We start from the raw sequence: 15,639 nt of genomic DNA on the forward strand, positions 1-15,639 counted from the left end.
CCCGCACCACAGTGTGGTGCGGGACGATTCACGCAACTACTTACATGCTAGCGAGGCGATACGTCGCGGTCGTCGCGATCCTTGTTGGCCTCGAGAGCACGCAGCGTCTCGACAGCCTCCTCGTGCTTCTGCTTCTCTGCATCGCGTACACGCTCAGACACGCCGATCTCGGCGGGCGAGAACTTACCGATGGTCTCAGAGTCAGCGAAGCCAAGCTGGTTCATCTGCTTCGGCACACGAGCACCTGCGTACTCGAGCGGAACCGGGTGACCATTCTCATCCACTGGGCCAAGCGGCTGGTGGATCTCGATGAAGGCACCGTTCGGCAAACGCTTGATGATGCCGGTCTCGATACCGTGCTCCAGCACAGCGCGGTCGGAGCGCTGCAGGCCGATGCACAGACGGTAGGTGATGAAGAATGCCAGCGGCGGCAGAACAATGATGCCGATACGTCCCACCCAGGTCATCGCGTTCAGCGAGATCTGGAAGAAGTGAGCAACGTGGTCGTTACCACCGGAGATGGTCATCAGCAGGAAGAAGGTCAGACCCATCACGCCGATGCCGGTACGTACCGGAACGTCACGCGGACGCTGCAGCAAGTTGTGGTGTGCGTCGTCGCCGGTGACCTTCTTCTCGATAAAGGGGTAGGCGATGAGCAGCGCAACCATCAGACCACAGAGCAGTGCGACCCAGAATGCACCCGGGATGGTGTAGCTACCGATGTAGAGCTCCCAAGCCGGCATGACACGGGCGGCACCATCAGTCCACAGCATGTAGACGTCAGGCTGCGAACCAGCAGACACCTGCGACGGGTTGTACGGGCCGATGTTCCAAATACCGTTGATGGTGGTCAGACCAGCCATTGCAGCCAGCACTGCGAACACGATCATCATGTAGCCGATTGCGTGCGTTGCAAACACCGGCATGATGCGGACACCAACAACGTTGTTCTCGGTGCGACCCGGTCCCGGGAACTGGGTGTGCTTCTGGAACCACACGAGCAGCAGGTGAGCTGCGATCAGCGCCAGGATGATGCCCGGCAGGATCAGCACGTGCAGGATGTAGAAGCGGTCCAGCATCAGATCGGACGGGAAGTCGCCGCCGAAGATAGCCCAGTGCATCCAGGTGCCGATGATCGGCAGGCCCAGGATGATCGCGGACATAATGCGCAGACCAACACCGGAGAGCAGATCGTCCGGCAGGGAGTAGCCCATGAAGCCCTCAATCATGCCGAGGAGGACAAGGGTTACACCGATGAGCCAGTTTGCCTCACGCGGGCGACGGAACGCACCGGTGAAGAAGACACGCATCATGTGGGCGAACATGGCCATCATGAACATCAGTGCAGCCCAGTGGTGCATCTGACGAACAAACAGGCCACCGCGGACGTCAAAGGAAATGTCAAGCGCGGTTGCGTATGCACGGGACATTTCGACGCCGTTGAGCGGCAGGTATGCACCGTCGTAGATCACCTTGGTGATCGACGGGTCGAAGAACAAGGCCAGGTAGATACCGGTCAGCAGCAGGATGATGAAGCTGTAGAGCGCCATCTCGCCGAGCATGAAGGACCAGTGCGTCGGGAAGACCTTGTTGAGCTGCGGGCGCAGGACGCCCGCAACGGTAAAGCGGGAATCCGCATTGTTTGCGGCTTGCTGAAGTTTCGTACTCATTAGGACTGACGCTCCCAGAATGCCGGGCCGACGGGCTCAATGAAGTTCCCGTTGGCGATGAGGTAACCGTCTTCGTCAACCGTCACAGGAAGCTGCGGCAGTGCACGAGCGGCGGGACCGAAGATCGGCTTACCGTGCTGCAACGCATCGAACTGCGACTGGTGGCACGGGCACAGGATGCGGTTGGTCTGAGCCTCGTACAGCGAGGTCGGGCAACCAATGTGCGTGCAAATCTTGGAGTAGGCGTAGTAATCGCCGTAGTGGAAGTCTTCCTGACCCTCACGTTCGATAACGCGCTTCGCGTCCTCAGAACGCAGACGGATCAGCATGACAGCGTTGCGCGGACCATGGATGGAGTGCATGTGGTTCTCATACACATCGCGCTTCGGGTCGTATTCCTTGCCGTCATTGACGTCCTCTGGGTAGAGCGGGAACACGGTCTCCATCGCAGCGGCGGCAAGGTCCTCCGGACGCATACGCACCAGGCGAGACACGCCGGCGGTGGTGTAGTGCGAGCCGACCTCACCCTTGTGAAGTTCTGCAATCGCACCGGTGTCGCGGCCGAGGTAAACCTTCACGCCTTGATCCTGGACGGTCCAGCCGTGGGTCCACAGGGTGCCGTCGCCGAAGTAGTTCAGCTCGTGGCGGACCTTCCACGGGTTCTTGATCATGCCGCCAAGCGGAGCGATGACCATCAGACCGGCGAGGACACCAGCGGTGCCGAGCAGACCCTTGAGCGCCTTGCGACGACCAAGCGTCGAGGTCTCCCAAGCATCGTTCAGCAGTGCGGTCGTAGTGCGACGATCCAGCTCGCTGGACGGGCCGTCGTGGCGACGCTGTACAGCGATCTCTTCAGGGACGAACTTCTTCACGTACTGGATGATTGCAACACCCAGGCCGAGAAAGGCCAGGCCTGCAGTCAGACCAAGCAGTGGCGTGTAGAAGGTGTAGATCCAGAGACCTTCGTCGCCGTGGAACTTCGGCTCCCACGGCCAGAACAGGTAAACACCGAGGAAAGCAATCGCGGCGAGAACCGAGATGGCCAACCAAATCTTGATGCCACGCTCAGAGGACTTCTCGCGAGGGTCACCCTCGACCGGGAAGCGCTCCTTACGGTAAGCAACCGTTACGTCGTCAAGCTCCGTGCCGAGAGCAGCGAGCTCCGCATTGCTCATGCGGTCAAGCTCTTCCTTCGTGTAATTCTTCTTCACATCACTCATGAGCGGGATCCAATCCACATAGCACCAGCGGCGACCAGCGAGATGCCGATCATCCACATCGCAATACCTTCAGAAACCGGGCCGAGGCCACCGAGGGACCAGCCACCCGGGGACGGGGTCTCCTTGGTCGACTTAATGAAGGCAATGATGTCCTTCTTCTCATCAGCGCTGAGCTGACGGTCAGAGAACTTCGGCATGTTCTGCGGACCAGTGAGCATCGCCTGGTAGATCTCCTGCTCGTTCGCAGGGTCGAGCACCGGGGCGTACTTACCAGAAGACAATGCGCCACCACGACCGGTGAAGTTGTGGCAGGAGGCGCAGTTCAAACGGAAGAGTTCGCCGCCACGTGCGACGTCTGCTTCCTGAACCTTGCCGTCGTAGTTCTTGCCGCGCAGCTCTTCCTTAGCCAGGGTGCCGTCCGGGTTGTACACGAGCTCCGGGCCACCACCGTTGGCTGCGACATATGCAGCCAAGGCGAGAGCCTGGTTCTCCGTGTAGCGCGGCTTCTTACGCTCAGCCTGCGCGTCGTTCGACATCATCGGCATACGGCCAGAGTTGACCTGGAAGTACACGGCGCCTTCGCCGGTACCGATCAGAGACGGACCACGGTCGGCAACGCCCTGCAGGTTCGCACCGTGGCAGGTGATGCAAGCGACGTCGTAGATTTCCTTACCCTCCTGGATAAGGGCCTGGTCGTCACGCTGGGCGGTGGCCACCTGTGCATTAGGGGCCAACGCCGATGCGAGAAGACCCGCGCCGGACAAGCCCAGCGTCAACGCAGCAGCACCTGCGAAGGTGCGCTGCGCCTTGCGTGCGCGACGCTTCTTGTTGGGTGAGTTTTCCATTTTGTTCCTTATTAACGAGTTTTCAGAACACGTCTGCAGCCCGGGTTATACCCAGGGCACGGCTACTGGACGAGGTACAGGGTGATGAACACGCCGATCCAAATGGCGTCGACGAAGTGCCAGTAGTACGAAACCACCATGGCAGCAGTTGCCTGTGCCGGGGTGAACTTCGACTTGGCTACTCGCATCAGCACAACGATGAACGCGATGATGCCTGCAGTCACGTGCGCCATGTGGAAACCGGTGATGATGTAGAACACCGATCCATAAACGCTGGACTGCGGGGTCACGCCGTGCATGACCATCTCGGTCCATTCGAATGCCACCAGACCGAGGAAGATGACGCCAAGCACAACGGTTACGGTGAACCACTTGCGCAAGCCGTATACGTCACCTCGTTCTGCAGCGAACACGCCGAACTGAGAGGTGAAAGAGGAACCAATCAGCACGACGGTAATGATTCCGCCGAAAAGGACGTTGAGGTGGTCCGTCTGGTTGCTCCAGTCACCTGCGGCGAGGCCGTTTGCACGCGATGTGAAGTACATCGCGAACAAGCCGGCAAAGAACATGAGCTCTTGGGCGAGGAACGCGATCGTGCCAACGCTGACCATGTTCGGCCGGTTCAGCGCCGGAAGACGATTCTGCGGAGTCGCCATATTTGGGTTAGTAGTTGCGGTCGTCACGCATGCGATTATCCCCTATTTCTTCCTGATATTCATCTCATTCACCCCCACGATTTCCCTGTGAGACAGGGCCCAACCAGCAGCATTTAAAAACATTTTGGTTGCAAAAATAATTTTTAGAATTTCGGGAACTTTTTATAGCGTCTATCCGACGCACATCAACGCAGGTCATTGCCCCGCCACCCAAAGTCGCCGGCTCCCCCACAAGATAGTTCCTCCAATTACTCGAGCAAATAGGAGTCGCGCTGGGGTTCCAGAAAGTTCCCAAGTGTGCCCGACATCACATTGTGGCACACCCCCGCTTCGTGCCTAAACTTTCGATTGATTGATATCTCTTTAACAACAAAAGTGCCCCTTCCGATAACTCGGAAGGGGCACTATCGTGGGCCGGGAAGGCCGCGACCCACTCTTTCTGCGTTAGTGCTTCTCGCGCGGAATGCCGTACTGCAGGTTCAGCTGGGCGGTAGCCCAGATCAGCATGACCGCACCAAAGGCGATCAGCCAGAACTGCCAGAAGGCAATGCCGAGGCCGAGGAACAGAATCGATGCAGACATCGTAAACGGCCAGATCGAGCCCGGCGAGAAGAAGCCCAGCACGCCAGCGCCGTCTTCAATCTCTGCCTCTTCCCAGTCTTCCGGGAGGACGTCAGAGCGGGACTCCGCAATGTGGAGGTAACCGCCGAGCATGAAGCAGAGTGCGGTAGCAAGCACGAGGCCCACTGCGCCGATCCACTCAACACCGAAGAGGTATGCATCTTCGCCGATCCACGCCGTTGCGAGGATGTAGAACACTGCCATCAGGGCAAGAAATGTGCCAATGGCGTAGAAAACTTTTGAACCGGTTCCCATGGCTACGTTCTCTCTTTCTTAAACGGTCGCGTTCGGATCGACAGTGTTGACGCCGTCACGAGAACCCTCGCGCTCGGACACAAACGGACGGGTGCTGGTTGCGTACGGTGCTTCACCGATGGAGCGCAGTGCCTCGGAGTTCGGTGCCTCCGGGTTCTGGCGACGGAATTCGATGTACTGCTGGAACTTCTCGGGCGTGACTGCACGGATCTCGAAGTTCATCATTGCGTGGTAGGTACCGCACATCTCAGCACAGCGGCCGACGAATGCACCTTCCTTGTCGATGCGCTCAATCTGGAACTCACGCTGCTGCTGGTTCGACTCCGGGTGCGCGTAGACGTCGCGCTTGAAGAGGAACTCCGGAACCCAGAATGCGTGGTTCACGTCACCGGACGCGAGACGGAATGCAATCGGGGTGTCGGTCGGCAGAACCAGGACCGGAACTTCCTCGGTGGAGCCAACGGTCTCGATCTCGTTGAAGTTGAGGTAGGACAGGTCGCCCATCGAGGTGCCGTGGATCGGGTTCGCGTTGTGCATGTCCTCGTCGTCGTACTTCGTCGCCTCTGCAAGAGCCTGGCGCTCAGCGTCAAGACCGTCGTAGTCGCGACCGTCTGCAGTCAGATCGCCTGCGACCTCTGCGTAGCCGAACTTCCAGTTCCACTGGTAGCCGGTGACGTCAACGGTAACCTTCGGATCCTTATCCAGGGCGGTCGTGCGGGTCTGTGCCTGAACCGTGAAGAAGAACAGGACCATAACGATGACGATCGGGAGGATCGTCAGACCGAGCTCGAGCGGCACGTTGTACTGCAGCTGCTTCGGGAACTCGCCGGCACCCTGCTTTTCGCGGGCCTTGTGGTTCCACCGAACGATGGACCAGAGGAAAAGACCCCACATAATGATGCCGATTGTCCAGGCTGCTACCCAGACCCAAACCCAGAAGTTGTACATCTGGGTACCTTCAGGGGTGACCGGGTCCGGCCAGCCCATGTCGAGGATGCGCGCGACTGACTCCGGCGGAGCTACATCACAGCCCGTCAGCGCAAAGCTTCCGAGGAGCAGCGAACCGGCGACGGCAGCCTTCTTGGCGAATCCGCGCTTAACTTCCTTTTCCACGTGTGTTTGCCTTCCTGTCCACACTAGAACCATCGAATGCACATGCCGATGGCAGAACATTCCTACGGAGCCAGAATAGTTCAAACAGATCGTCGCTACGGAATCTTGTCGAGCCTCACGCTTTTCGACGATCGCCCCTCCGAACAAAACCACCTCTCCCCCGCAAATTAACCCGCAGTGCTGGGCATTAAGTTCATAAGCAAGGCGTTGCGAAGATCAGTCGAAATCTTCGCTTTGACCCCTCAACCATTAGTTGGCCCCCTTATGGGGCACCGCAAAAGGTGGACACTCCGCGACGCGTTCGGTTCACGAGTTCGCCGTTGAAAACCCTATTGTGGAATGCGTCATGACGGTGCCGCACGGTTCGAGGCGGCGCACCTTATATATAGGAGAGGTTTCACAACGATGTGCGGTCTTGTTGCACTGTTGACTGCCCGCGGCGATGCCCCAGTGTTTACCGACGCGGTCGGTCGCTCGCTTTCCTGCATGTATCACCGCGGCCCTGACGCTGCGGGAACATGGAACGACGATGACGCTGTTTTCGGCTTTAACCGCCTGGCGATCATCGACATCGAGCACTCCCACCAGCCACTGCGCTGGGGGCCGGCAGAAAACCCCGAACGTTACGCCCTGACGTTTAACGGCGAGATCTACAACTATGTGGAGCTGCGCGAGGAACTCACCAAGGCCGGATACACCTTCAACACCGCAGGTGACGGTGAGCCGATCGTGGTGGGCTACCACCACTGGGGCGCCAACGTCGTTGAGCATCTGCGCGGCATGTTCGCCTTTGTCATCTGGGACACCGAGACCAAGACGATGTTTGCAGCGCGCGATCAGTTCGGCATCAAGCCGTTGTTCTATGCGACGACCGACAAGGGCACCGTTTTCGCCTCCGAGAAGAAGTCGATCCTGGAGATGGCAGACGAGTTGGGTCTAGGCCTCGACCTTGATCGTCGTGCGATCGAGCACTACGTGGACCTGCAATACGTCCCGGAGCCGGAGAGCCTGCACCGCGAGATCCGTCGCGTGGAGTCGGGCTGCACCGTGACTATCAAGCCTGGTGGCGAGGTCCACTCGGACCGCTACTTCAAGCCACACTTCAATTCCCAGCCTGTGCCAAAGGGCAAGGAGCAGGACCTGTACGACAGGATTGCCCGGGCGTTGGAGGATTCCGTCGAAAAGCATATGCGCGCTGACGTGACGGTTGGTTCCTTCTTGTCTGGCGGAATCGACTCCACGGCGATCGCGGCGCTGGCGAAGCGTCACAATCCGAACCTGTTGACCTTCACCACTGGTTTTGAGCGGGAGGGCTATTCCGAGGTGGACGTCGCTGCAGAGTCTGCTGCGGCGATTGGTGTGGAGCACATCGTGAAGATTGTCTCCCCGGAGGAGTACGCCGACGCGATTCCGAAGATCATGTGGTACCTCGACGATCCGGTGGCTGACCCTTCACTGGTGCCGCTGTTTTTCGTCGCGCAGGAGGCACGCAAGCACGTCAAGGTTGTGCTGTCCGGTGAGGGCGCGGATGAGCTTTTCGGTGGGTACACCATCTATAAGGAACCGCTGTCGCTGGCACCGTTTGAGAAACTGCCGAGCGCGCTGAACAAGGGGTTGAACCGCCTCAGCCGCCTACTTCCGGAGGGCATGAAGGGCAAGAGCCTGCTTGAGCGCGGCACTACCCCGATGGAAGACCGTTACTACGGCAATGCGCGCTCGTTTAACTTTGAGCAGCTCCAGCGCGTCCTACCGTGGGCGAAGCGCGAGTGGGACCACCGCGAGGTCACCGCACCGATTTATGCAACGTCGACCGAGATGGATCCGGTGGCACGTATGCAGAACCTTGACCTGTTCACCTGGATGCGTGGTGACATTCTGGTCAAGGCAGACAAGATGAACATGGCGAACTCGCTGGAGCTGCGCGTTCCATTCCTGGACAAGGAAGTCTTCGAGGTCGCGCAGACGATCCCGTACGACCAGAAGATTGCCAACGGCACCACGAAGTACGCGCTGCGCAAGGCGATGGAGCAGATCGTCCCGCCGCACGTGCTGCACCGCAAGAAGTTGGGCTTCCCGGTGCCGATGCGCCACTGGCTGGCGGGCGACGAACTCTTCGGCTGGGCGCAAGACACGATCCGCGAGTCGCAGACCGACGACATTTTCGCCAAGGACCAAGTCCTGGAGATGCTCAAGGAGCACCGCGATGGTGTGTCCGACCACTCGCGTCGTCTCTGGACGGTGCTGGCGTTCATGGTCTGGCACGGCATTTTCGTGGAAAACCGCATCGATCCCCAGATCGAGCACAAGGATTACCCGGTCGAGCTGTAGGTAGTGCCAGCACTACCCCAGTTGGGCAGCCGTCTGTATTGTCGGGCTGCCCGTTCGCCGGTTGAATGTGGTGTATGTCAACTGCAAAGAAAGTACTCACCACCATCGCCGCGGTGTTCGGCGTCCTGTTGATCGCCGCCGGCGCCGCCGCCTATGTGTACGGGCCGACCATGACTGCCATGTTCACCGGCACCGCCAAGTTCATGGGTACCGATACGCCGAAGCGTTACGCCGCGACGGTGCTCGACCTGGCAGAACAGGGCATTTACGCGGACTCCCCCGAGTTTGCCGAGGCTAGTGACAAGGCACGCGAGGCCGCGAAACAGGCGGATTCGCTCGACGAGATCCGTCCGGCGCTCAACGACGCGGTCCAGGCTGCTGGCGGCAAGCACTCGAAACTTATCGACCCGAACGTCGAGCAGGAATACGCCGAGATGGAATCCACACGTGCGGCCGTCGAACGCAACGGGAACGTAGCGTGGGCAACGGTGCCGGGCGTCAGCCGCCACGACGATATCCAGTCCTACGCCGACACGCTGACATCCGGCCTAGTGCAAGCGCGCGACAACGGCGCCTGTGGCGTGGTTGTGGATCTGCGCGGCAACGACGGCGGCGACATGGGCCCGATGGTCGCCGGCCTGTCCCCTGTGCTGCCCGACGGCACGGTGCTCGAGTTCGTCTCGGCAGGCGGTTCGTCGCCGGTGACGGTAAGCGGCAACGCTGTCAGCGGTGGCGGCAGCCCCGTAGAAACCTCCGGCGGCAAATGGGACGGCGTGCCAGTCGCAGTGCTTGTCGACGACCTCACCGCCTCGTCCGGCGAAGCCACCATGCTGGCCTTCCGCGGCCTGGATCAGTCGCGTAGTTTCGGCACCCCCACCGCCGGATACGCCTCGGCGAACACCGTCTACGACTTCCCGGACGGCAGCAGCCTAATGCTGACCATCGCGAAGGATAAGGCCCGCACCGGCGAAACGTTTGCGGAAGACCCGATCGAACCCGATGTTCAAGGTGGCCAGGAACAGGCGCTGCAGTGGCTCCGGGACGAACACAACTGTTCGTAGCGGCACTACAGCACAGAAAAATCCCCGTACTGGCGTGATGGCCGGTACGGAGATTCGTCGATAAGCAGTGGCTTAGTTGAAGCTGTCGCCACAAGCGCAAGCGGAACCTGCGTTCGGGTTGTCGATGGTAAAGCCCTGCTGCTCAATGGTGTCGGCGAAATCGATCGTCGCGCCCATGAGGTACGGCACGCTCATCTTGTCCACGACAAGACGCACGCCGCCAACCTCATCGGCCTTGTCGCCGTCCAGGTCGCGGTCGTCGAAGTAGAGCTGGTAGCGCAGACCAGCGCAGCCACCAGGCTGAACGGCGATACGCAGGGACAGGTCGTTGCGCCCCTCCTGGTCAAGCAGGGCCTTTGCCTTCGCCGCCGCTGCCTCGGTGAGGTTCACGCCAGTTGCGGAAGTAGGTGCAGTCATTGGGTACTCCTTCGTGCTACGCGTTCGAGTGGCGCCCATGCTACGCGCGCCCCTTCATAGCCGGTGTAACGGTTCTCCCCCGCAGTCTATTCCCACTGGTTACAGGAATGTCGCGGTGGCCTTGTAGCCTAGGTGGCGTGAAACTACCCTGGCAAAAATCCGAGCAGACCGCTGAGGCTGGTTCGACCAAGGCCGAACTGCCTCAGACCGACAACGCGCCCGCGGCAGACACCCCAGAGGCCGCAGAGCAGAAGCTTCCGAAGGGCTACACCCCGCCGAAGGGCAAGCCGACGCCGAAGCGACTTGATCAAGAGATCAAGCGCGGTGTTGTGCGCGACCCGAATGCGGCCACCCCGGCGCAGATTCGTCAGCGGGAAAAAGAGCTGAAGAAGTCCATGACCAAAGAGGAGTGGAAGGCGCACAAGAAGGAGGTGCGCGAGGAGAATCGGGCCCGCAACCGCGAGATGCAGGCCAAGATCGACTCGGGCGACGAGCGCTACCTCATGGAGCGCGACAAGGGCGAGGAGCGTCGCTTCATCCGTGACTGGGTGGACTCGCAGCGCTTCTTCAACAACTACGTCATGCCGATGGCGCTGGTGCTGCTAATCGTGATGTTGATCGGCACGTGGCTGCCTCGCGTCGCGGCGGCATTGACTTTGGTGAGCCTGCTGTTTATCGTCACCATCTTCATCGAGGGCATCATCATCGGCATCCGCGCCAACCGTGCGGTCCGTGCAAAGTTCCCAGAGGCGAACACTGGTTTCAGCCTGGGTATGTACGCGTTCTCCCGCGCTACTCAGCCGCGTAACTGGCGCTCCCCCAAGCCACGGGTGGCGTTGGGCGCGAAGGTATAGCCCATGCAGTTTCCCCCGGTTGAGCCGCCGAAACGCGCGCATGCCCGTGCGGTGGCGGATGCGTTGGCAGGTGGCACGAGTGGCGTTGCCCTTGGAAGGCTGGGGGCGATCGGTGCGTGGGTTGCCTCCGTACAAGGCCGTGACGTGCCCACACCGTTTCTGCGCCCGCGTGCCGTGATCGTCGCTGGCAATCACGGCATTGCTACGCGAGGTTTGTCGGCGTGGACATCGGATGCCGGCGCCGCTCAGGTTGAGCAGCTGCGCGCCGGTGTCGGCCCTGCCTCCACGACGGCGCGGGTTGCGGGAGCGAGCATCAGGCTTATCGACGACTACCTGGACACCCCCACCGGCGCCATCGACGTGGAACCCGCCGTGTCGCAAGACGTGTGGGATGCGGCGTTGGCTGCGGGTGCAGAGATCGCCGATAGTGAAATCGACGGCGGTGCTGACCTGCTGATCCCCGGAGACATCGGCGTTGGCAACACCACCGTCGCCGCGGCGGTGTACGGCACGTTTACGCGCACTGAGCCCGCAAAGGCGATCGGGCGTGGCTCCGGCATCAACGATGAGGTCTGGAAGATCAAGGTCGCCGCTATTCGCGACGCGATGTTCCGCGTGCGCGGGTTCCGCGACGACACCGAACGTGTCTGCGCGGAACTCACCGGCCCGGACTTCGCCTGCCTGGTCGGCTTCATCGCCCAGGCCGCCGCGCGCCGCACGCCGTTGCTTATCGACGGCGTCTACCCCGCCGTCGCCGCATACGTCGCCGAACGCCTCGCACCCGGTACCAAGGATTGGCTGCTTGCAGCACAGCAGGCGAACGAGCCAGCGCAGGCAGGCTGTTTCGAAGCGCTCGGGCTTCGACCGCTGCAGAGCCTGGATATGAAAACGGGCCAGGGCGCTGGGGCCCTGGCCGCGTTGCCGCAATTAAATCTGGCGGCGGAGATGGTTGGCGAGGTGCTCGCCGGGGGATCGTCGATAAGCGACTAGCCCTCGACGAGGGTGAGGTTCCAGCCGTGCGTGTCCTCGACCTCGCCGGTCTGGATGCCGCGCAGACGCTCGCGCATTGCCAGGGTGATCTCGCCGGCCTCGTTGTTATTCACCGTGAACTCGCCCTCGTTGCTGAGCACGCGGCCAACCGGGGTGATCACAGCTGCGGTGCCGCACGCCATGGTCTCGGAGATGGTGCCGTCCTCGGCACCAGCACGCCACTGCTCGACGGTGATCTTGCGCTCCTCGCTGGTGTAACCCAAGTCTTCTGCGACCTGCAGCAGCGACTTACGCGTAATGCCCGGCAGGAGCGAACCGGACAGGGACGGGGTGATGATCTTCGCGTCCTTGCCGGAGCCTTCGACGAACATGAGGTTCATGCCGCCCATTTCCTCGATGTACTTGCGCTCGATCGCGTCGAGCCACACAACCTGGTCGCAGCCCTTGTCCGCAGCCTGCTGCTGCGCAAGCAGGGACGCCGCGTAGTTGCCGGCGAACTTCGCATCGCCGGTGCCACCCGGTGCTGCACGGACGTAGTCTTCGGAGATCCACACGCTGACCGGCTTGACGCCACCCTTGAAGTAGGCGCCTGCCGGGGAGGCGATGATGTAGAAGGAGTACGACGAGGACGGCTTCACACCCAGGGTCTTCTCCGTGCCGATCATGAATGGACGCAGGTACAGCGACGCCTCGCCGCCAGCTTCAGGTACCCACTTCTGGTCGATGGTGACCAACTGGCGCACGGCCTCCAAGAAGTCCTCATCCGGCAGTTCCGGCATTGCCATACGACGCGCGGAGCTGCGCATACGCTCAGCGTTTTGCTCCGGACGGAACGCGGTGATGCGGCCATCGGTGTGGCGGTACGCCTTCAGGCCCTCGAAGATCGCCTGGCCGTAGTGGAAGACGTTGGCGGCCGGGTCGAGCGAGATCGGCTCGTAGGCGCGCACCTGCGCGTTGTGCCAGCCTTTGTCTTCGGTCCAGTCGATGGAGACCATGTGGTCCGTGAACTCCTGGCCAAACGCCGGGTTAGCGAGGATCTTTTCACGCTCAGCATCGGTTGCGGGGTGGTCTGACGGGGTAACTGCGAATTCGAGGTTAGACATGTGGCCCACGTTACTCCGTGGCTATGTACCCTCGGGAGGCAATCCTGTTCAATTGTCAGAAAGGTGTTGTTTATGTCGTTCGATGTCACACTTCCTGCCCGCGGTACGACGGTGCGCGCGGTTGCCGGTTCTGCCGCCCCTGAGGGCGCTGTGCTGCTGGTTCCGGTCGCACAGGGCGAAGACGGAGTCGAACTTCCTGTCACCCAACTTGCCCCGAAGGGCCTGCTTGAAGCCCTCGTTGCGGTCGGCGCGAAGGGTACGGCTAACGAGGTCACCCGCGTTGTCGTCGACGGCACGCTGGTCATCGCGTACGGCCTCGGCGACGCGAACGACATTGACGACGAAGCCGTGCGCCGCGCCGTCGGCGCCGCCACCCGCACCCTCAATGGGGTGGAAAAGGCAGCTATCTCCGCCGAGTTCGGCGTCCAGCCGGTCGTCGAGGGCCTCCTGCTCGGCGGCTACGTTTACAACGGTCTGAAGTCCACCGCCAACACGCTTGACGACGACAACACCGACGCCGAACTCCCCCAGACCACCGAAGTCACCGTGGTCGGCGCAGACGAGAAGGCGTTCGAGCAGGCCGTCATCGTCGCCGAGTCGGTCAACCTGGCCCGCGACCTTGTCAACACCCCGTCAAACTTCCTCTACCCCGAGTCCTACGCCGCTGTCATGGGCGAGGTTGCTTCGGCGGCCGGCCTGGACATCGAGGTGCTCGACGACAAGGCGCTTGAGAGCCAAGGCTTCGGCGGCATCCTCTCCGTCGGTCGCGGCTCCGCACGCACCCCGCGCCTGGTCCACCTGACGTGGGCGCCGTCCGGGGCGACGAAGAAGGTCGCGCTTGTGGGCAAGGGCATCACCTTCGACACCGGTGGCATCTCGCTGAAGCCGGGCTCCGGCATGGAGGACATGATCTCCGACATGGGCGGCTCCGCAGCACAGCTCGGCGTCATCGCCGCTGCCGCCCGCCTTGAGCTGCCAGTGCGTATCGACGCCTGGCTGCCCCTCGCCGAGAACATGCCCTCCGGTACCGCCACCCGCCCGGGCGACGTGATCACCCACTACGGCGGCATCACCAGCGAGGTCATCAACACCGACGCCGAAGGCCGCCTCGTCCTTGCCGACGCCATCGCCCGCGCCTGCGAGGACAACCCCGATTACCTCATCGAAACCGCAACCCTCACCGGCGCACAGCTGGTCGCCCTGGGCAACCGCACCTCCGGCGTGATGGGGTCCGACGACCTGCGCGACCTCATCGCCGAGACAGGCCGTGCCGTCGGTGAGCAGGCTTGGGCTATGCCGCTTCTCGAGGAGCAGGAAGACGAGCTGAAGTCCCCCATCGCTGACATCCGCAACACCCACAACGCCCGCACCGGCGGCATGCTCTTCGCCGGCCTCTACCTCTCCCGCTTCGTGCCGGAGAACGTCGAGTGGGCTCACATCGACATCGCCGGTCCGGCCTGGAACGGCGGCGGCGCCTGGGGCTACACCCCCAAGCGCGCAACCGGCGCCCCGGTCCGCACAATCCTCGAGGCGCTCAACCGCCTGGCCGCGAAGTAGGCGTTTGAGGCAATACGGCCACTATGCCGCTGCATAGTCCCCCGCTCTCGAGCCGACAGGACTATGCCGCTGCATAGTCCTGCTAGGCCTCCCCACCTAAACGGCACACCGTACACGGTACATTTCGCTGTTTTTACCGTTTGTGGCCTCACTTTCCCGCCCTAGGCGGTAACCACCAGATGGTAATCAGCCGAGTACCTGGACCGCGGTGCTCGTTCGTACTCGGCTGATTACCACCCTCCGGTTACCATCCTCGGTGAAGAATGGGTCGGGCGGGGGCAGCGTAGCAGGCACGGGACGGCGCAGAAGCCGTCTAGCTGTACGGGTTTTCGCCGCGCTCGAACCGGGCGCGGCGTTCTTTTTGTTCCTCACGCTTGCGCAGAATGCGTTCTTGCTCCATTTTCTTGCGCATGCGGTCGGGATAACCGGTCTCTTCGACGTCGTAAAGCAAGATGCCCAGCATTTTGGAGACGGCGTCGATGCCCTTGGGGCCGCCGATGCGGCGTCGGGTGTAGTTGCCGTGCTCGTCGACAAGAACAACGGACATCTCGTTGACCATGGTTTCTGGCTCGACAAAGCCTTCCACGAACGTGCGGCCGGCGACCCAATCGCGCAAGTATTGTGCGTCGTCGGGGCGGATTGTCTCGCCCGGTGCCCGTGGCGGTTTGAACGTCGTGGACTTCTTGCCTTTGCCGAACAGGTTGAACACGCCCCACATCATACGGGCCTGTCTAAGCAATTAGGTCACCCCTTGGGCAACGAACGTGTGTGGATGCAGGTACGCTTTGTGCCGTATAGCTTCCAACGTTTCAATGAGGAGACTTTAAACATGGCGCACTCTGTTGAGATGCCCGAGCTGGGCGAGTCAGTCACCGAAGGCACGATCACTACGTGGCTGAAGGAAGTCGGCGACACGGTTGAGGTCGACGAGCCGCTGCTCGAGGTCTCC

Annotated in this window: 15 protein-coding genes; 6 read left to right on the forward strand and 9 right to left on the reverse strand. The window is 61.3% G+C overall.

What is annotated here, in order from left to right; all coding sequences use genetic code 11:
- Positions 1-47 precede the first annotated feature (47 nt).
- From HMPREF2690_RS05845 to HMPREF2690_RS05875, 6 genes are all read right to left on the reverse strand, one after another.
- On the reverse strand, positions 48-1,670 hold the full coding sequence (locus HMPREF2690_RS05845) for a cytochrome bc1 complex cytochrome b subunit (protein WP_070422171.1): 1,623 nt from the start codon (positions 1,668-1,670) through the stop codon (positions 48-50).
- Positions 1,670-2,890, reverse strand: coding sequence for a cytochrome bc1 complex Rieske iron-sulfur subunit (locus HMPREF2690_RS05850; RefSeq protein ID WP_070422170.1), 1,221 nt, complete (start codon positions 2,888-2,890; stop codon positions 1,670-1,672). Before HMPREF2690_RS05850 ends, HMPREF2690_RS05845 begins: the two co-directional genes overlap by 1 nt.
- The gene (locus HMPREF2690_RS05855) at positions 2,887-3,735 is read right to left on the reverse strand and encodes a cytochrome bc1 complex diheme cytochrome c subunit (protein ID WP_070422169.1); all 849 of its coding nucleotides are present in this window, start codon (positions 3,733-3,735) and stop codon (positions 2,887-2,889) included. Before HMPREF2690_RS05855 ends, HMPREF2690_RS05850 begins: the two co-directional genes overlap by 4 nt.
- A gap of 62 nt (positions 3,736-3,797) precedes the next feature.
- Positions 3,798-4,418 (reverse strand): aa3-type cytochrome oxidase subunit III, encoded by a 621-nt coding sequence (locus HMPREF2690_RS05860; RefSeq protein WP_180950032.1) that lies wholly within the window; start codon positions 4,416-4,418, stop codon positions 3,798-3,800.
- Between the two features lie 417 nt (positions 4,419-4,835).
- Entirely contained in the window at positions 4,836-5,267 is a 432-nt protein-coding gene (locus HMPREF2690_RS05870; protein ID WP_070422166.1) for an aa3-type cytochrome oxidase subunit IV, read from the reverse strand.
- An 18-nt stretch (positions 5,268-5,285) separates the two neighbouring features.
- Positions 5,286-6,380, reverse strand: coding sequence for an aa3-type cytochrome oxidase subunit II (locus HMPREF2690_RS05875; protein ID WP_070422165.1), 1,095 nt, complete (start codon positions 6,378-6,380; stop codon positions 5,286-5,288).
- 405 nt (positions 6,381-6,785) lie between these two features.
- Between HMPREF2690_RS05875 and asnB the strand changes: the two genes are divergently transcribed.
- Both asnB and HMPREF2690_RS05885 read left to right on the forward strand, forming a co-directional pair.
- A complete protein-coding gene (gene asnB / locus HMPREF2690_RS05880) occupies positions 6,786-8,708 on the forward strand; it encodes an asparagine synthase (glutamine-hydrolyzing) (RefSeq protein WP_070820372.1) in 1,923 nt (640 codons plus the stop codon).
- Positions 8,709-8,782: 74 nt separating this feature from the next.
- Complete coding sequence (locus tag HMPREF2690_RS05885; protein WP_070450852.1) at positions 8,783-9,769, forward strand: S41 family peptidase; 987 nt, start codon at positions 8,783-8,785, stop codon at positions 9,767-9,769.
- Between the two features lie 72 nt (positions 9,770-9,841).
- Here the strand turns inward: HMPREF2690_RS05885 and HMPREF2690_RS05890 are convergent, their stop codons facing one another.
- The gene (locus HMPREF2690_RS05890; RefSeq protein ID WP_070422162.1) at positions 9,842-10,186 is read right to left on the reverse strand and encodes a HesB/IscA family protein; all 345 of its coding nucleotides are present in this window, start codon (positions 10,184-10,186) and stop codon (positions 9,842-9,844) included.
- A 137-nt stretch (positions 10,187-10,323) separates the two neighbouring features.
- On the opposite strand from HMPREF2690_RS05890, the gene HMPREF2690_RS05895 reads away from it, so the two are divergent.
- Both HMPREF2690_RS05895 and HMPREF2690_RS05900 read left to right on the forward strand, forming a co-directional pair.
- A complete protein-coding gene (locus HMPREF2690_RS05895; protein WP_070820373.1) occupies positions 10,324-11,040 on the forward strand; it encodes a DUF3043 domain-containing protein in 717 nt (238 codons plus the stop codon).
- Between the two features lie 3 nt (positions 11,041-11,043).
- Complete coding sequence (locus HMPREF2690_RS05900; RefSeq protein WP_070820374.1) at positions 11,044-12,030, forward strand: nicotinate-nucleotide--dimethylbenzimidazole phosphoribosyltransferase; 987 nt, start codon at positions 11,044-11,046, stop codon at positions 12,028-12,030.
- On the opposite strand, the gene HMPREF2690_RS05905 is transcribed toward HMPREF2690_RS05900, so the two are convergent.
- Positions 12,027-13,133 (reverse strand): branched-chain amino acid aminotransferase, encoded by a 1,107-nt coding sequence (locus tag HMPREF2690_RS05905; protein ID WP_070820375.1) that lies wholly within the window; start codon positions 13,131-13,133, stop codon positions 12,027-12,029. The genes HMPREF2690_RS05900 and HMPREF2690_RS05905 overlap by 4 nt on opposite strands.
- 72 nt (positions 13,134-13,205) lie before the next feature.
- Here HMPREF2690_RS05905 and HMPREF2690_RS05910 point away from each other — a divergent pair, with 72 nt between their 5' ends.
- The gene (locus HMPREF2690_RS05910; RefSeq protein WP_070820376.1) at positions 13,206-14,690 is read left to right on the forward strand and encodes a leucyl aminopeptidase; all 1,485 of its coding nucleotides are present in this window, start codon (positions 13,206-13,208) and stop codon (positions 14,688-14,690) included.
- A 313-nt stretch (positions 14,691-15,003) separates the two neighbouring features.
- Here HMPREF2690_RS05910 and HMPREF2690_RS05915 read toward each other — a convergent pair whose 3' ends face one another.
- Positions 15,004-15,399 (reverse strand): oxidoreductase, encoded by a 396-nt coding sequence (locus tag HMPREF2690_RS05915; protein WP_070570230.1) that lies wholly within the window; start codon positions 15,397-15,399, stop codon positions 15,004-15,006.
- Between the two features lie 120 nt (positions 15,400-15,519).
- Here HMPREF2690_RS05915 and HMPREF2690_RS12550 point away from each other — a divergent pair.
- The coding region (locus HMPREF2690_RS12550) for a biotin/lipoyl-containing protein (RefSeq protein WP_141741381.1) at positions 15,520-15,639 on the forward strand (120 nt) is incomplete at its 3' end.

It is taken from the genome of Corynebacterium sp. HMSC034E11 (assembly GCF_001835905.1).
Lineage (GTDB): Bacteria > Actinomycetota > Actinomycetes > Mycobacteriales > Mycobacteriaceae > Corynebacterium > Corynebacterium coyleae.